The sequence below is a fragment of the Methanospirillum sp. genome, from assembly GCF_035406105.1.
Lineage (GTDB): Archaea > Halobacteriota > Methanomicrobia > Methanomicrobiales > Methanospirillaceae > Methanospirillum.
Genome location: NZ_DAONKG010000241.1, coordinates 1 through 3,321, shown reverse-complemented (window position 1 = coordinate 3,321; position 3,321 = coordinate 1). Strand labels below are relative to the sequence as shown.

1 protein-coding gene is annotated in these 3,321 nt (G+C 48.7%); it reads right to left on the bottom strand.

Features of this window, described 5'->3' with window-relative positions:
* Window positions 1-3,239, bottom strand: a 3,239-nt coding sequence (locus PLA23_RS11755; protein ID WP_324475299.1) for a DUF3821 domain-containing protein, incomplete at its 3' end; no start/stop codon positions are given.
* Window positions 3,240-3,321: the final 82 nt, after the last annotated feature.

Genomic DNA, 3,321 nt, shown 5'->3' with positions numbered 1-3,321 from the left:
GGAACGGTGAATGTAATGGTCGGATTCTGTTCACCCGAGGTTGCTACTACCTTGCCATCACGGATGATCTGCCAGTTCCACTCATCCACTACTCCGGTAGATGTATCGGTGAAGTACACCTGAATCGGGAAGAACTCAGATGACAATGGCTCTGCTGAGAAATCAGCCACCGGTGGATCATGCATGACCAGATAATCAACAATCTTTGGAACACCAACTCCCCGGTTGTCTCCTACATTCAGAATAACCTGGTACGTACCTGGGTTCGCATAGGAGTAAATCGGACTCTGGAGTGATGATGTATTGCCATCGCCAAACTCCCACTGCCAGGATGTCGGAGTGCCTCCGGTCGACTTGTCAATGAACTGAATCGGGACATTCACATATGTTGAAGATGGGGTCATGGTAAAGTCTGCAATGAGACCAGTTGAGATCGGATTACCGGTGACAGTAACTGATTTGGAGATACTTGAGTCACCATACTTGTCACTTACCGTCAGGGTCACATTGTATGTGCCTGGCAGGTAGTAGACATGAGCCGGACTCTGCACAGACGATGATGTTGCATCTCCAAAGTTCCACTGCCAGGATGCAGGAGATCCCGTAGACTCATCAATGAACTGAACCGTCTCTCCGGTTACTGGGGATACCGGATTGAAGCTGAAGTCTGCAACCGGTCCAGATATTACATTGATGTAACTATCCTTGGTCGCTGTATTGCTGACTCCCTCTGCATCGGTCACGGTGAGTGAGATGGTGTATTTTCCGGTCTTGTTAAAGACCTTCTTTGGATTCTGTTCGGTTGAGAAGGCCTCACCATTTGCGGTCCACGCCCAGCTCACACCTTTCATGACTGACTTGTCAGTGAACTGAACTGAAAGTGGTGCATTGCCCTGTGTCTTATCGGCAGTGAAATCAACATTCCCTTCACAGGCTTTGTCTTTCAGCTCAAAAGTCACATGAGCATACAGATCATCGCTGCCATCCTGGTTGAATCCATCAATCAGAGCCTTGACTGCAACTCCTGCATACAGAGAGTCCTTTCCTTCGATCTTGAAGAGTTTGCTGTCATTGGTCGGCATGGTCGTCAGAACAAACCGGTCTCCCGTGTTTTCTGGCTCTCCAAGGCGTATATCAAAGTTATTGTTTGCTCCCGGAGCCTGGACTATCACATCATATGTACCGGTTGCAATGCTGCAGAGGTCAATACCATTCGCCTGCAGAAGTCCCTTATTGAGTTCGAACTTGTATGTTCCATCGCAGTAAATGGGAGTTACTGTCATCAGATAATTCTTCAGGCCAAACTGACTTTGACCAAAGAGCCAGACCTGGAGCTGCTTACATGAGTTGCCTCCGGAACTGCCTTCTACCCAGATCTCCTGAACACCACCAAGCTGACCACACGGGTATCCCGGACAGCAGCAGCGGGTGACATCATCCACTTTTGCCGTAACATCCGGTTTTATCAGAGTGATATCAATACTGGTTACAGCAGCACATTCAGGGCATTTCAACAGACTGCATACCCCTTCCTCACATGCCACTCCGAAACAGTCGCCAAAGCCACATGGTCCGCCTCCTGCAGCATCACACTGACAGAACCGACAACCTGGATCAACACTTGCCATCCAGATGGTATACTTCCCCTCACCGATTGGTACAGCACTGGTATCCCAGTTTGGTTCCACACGCCAGTAGTTGGCAATTCCATCCTTGGTGTCATAGACAACTGCTCTGACCGGATCATTGCTGTCAAGCGGGCTGAAGAGGTTGACACCACAGGGGTTCAGACCTGGACCAGTCAGCCAGATGTAGGTCATGTTGCTGTCAGAGTTGGTGCCATCGATCCAGATCTCATCACCGAGGAAGAATTCTGTCTTGGCAACGCCGGCCGGATCCTTTGTTGCACCGGTAATAGTCCCCTGAGGAACAGTAATGGTGGCAGTTGACTTCAGGTTATACAGGATATCCTGTGCCTGAATCGTGTAGGTGCCAGGACCGACTGTGGTATCAATCCAGAATGGAACAGTAACCTTTCCATCAGGTCCGGTTCTGACCTGTGCATAATAGCGAGTACCTTTCTCAAAGACATTCTGACCCTGTGACGGGAATGCATCTCCTGACGGTACAGCCTGACGGATGTTCATACCCTGGGTACAGCAGTCCACTACAAGACGGGTTCCAATCGGATATGGTCCGTCAATCGGATCAAGTTCGATGCCTTTCCCCATGAGAGCTGCTCGCTCTCCGATAATAAAGGGTGGCCGATCGCAAATCTTTCCGCTGATTTTCGGGGGACACTCATCATAAATGAAGATCTCATAGAGCGTATTTGGCATACCGGTTACCGTTGCGGTAAACTGGGCATCTCTGCTCTTTCCGACCGGTGCAGATACATCAACCTTGATCTCACGTGCTGTCAGTTCCACTTTCTGTGAATCCCAGGTAAAGCCCTGACGCTGACGGTTCTTGAACATGTTGTTGACATTACAGACCGCTGTGACCTCATAGGTTCCCAGTTTATAGTTGTAATCAGTCTCAACTCCTGTTCCCGCATCTCTCCATCCGGTCATCCAGCCGGTTGGATCGGTGGTCTTTGAGTTCAGGTTTTCAGGCCATACCCATGCTGCTGACGGATCAACCTCCAGGTTTGTGGTCGGCTTAATCGCAACATTACCCGAATTTTTCCCAAGGGTCATGAGCTGTAACAGCTGTTCCTTATCCGGAGCAACAACACCGATATTCATAAATCCCTGACCGGGAGTGTAATCAAGACGACTGGTTATGTCATCGAGGTTTGTATCGGTGGTCATCTTAAACTGAAGAAGTATCCCTCTCTGAACTGATGAGTTCGCCTTCATATCAGCATTCAGATTCCAGATATCAAACGATAAGACAGGTTCCTGGGTGATAAATGCCGGAACCGGATTCCCCTGAGGATCGAGCACCGGTGTCTTGGCATCCCGTGCCTGGTACCAGACGTTTTCCTCTTTATCTGTGGGCATAGTAAAGTCCGTCGGATCATTGACCTTTATATGATCGGTCACATTTCTGACTACATCCAACGTGACGATATACCCGTTTCCACCCAGACAATTGGTGATATCCAGGTGCTCTTCACCAAAATAGACAGTATGATTCTGCCGAATCTGTTTGATGATAACATTCTGATCAATGTTATCGAATGTTTCGGCAGATACTATCGCAACGCATGCTATCACGATGATACATGTCGTCATTAGTAGGTATCTGTTCATTTTTTCCCTCATCTGAAAACACCCCACGTTCAGGCAGATCTCATATCATCCCTATATCAGAGCA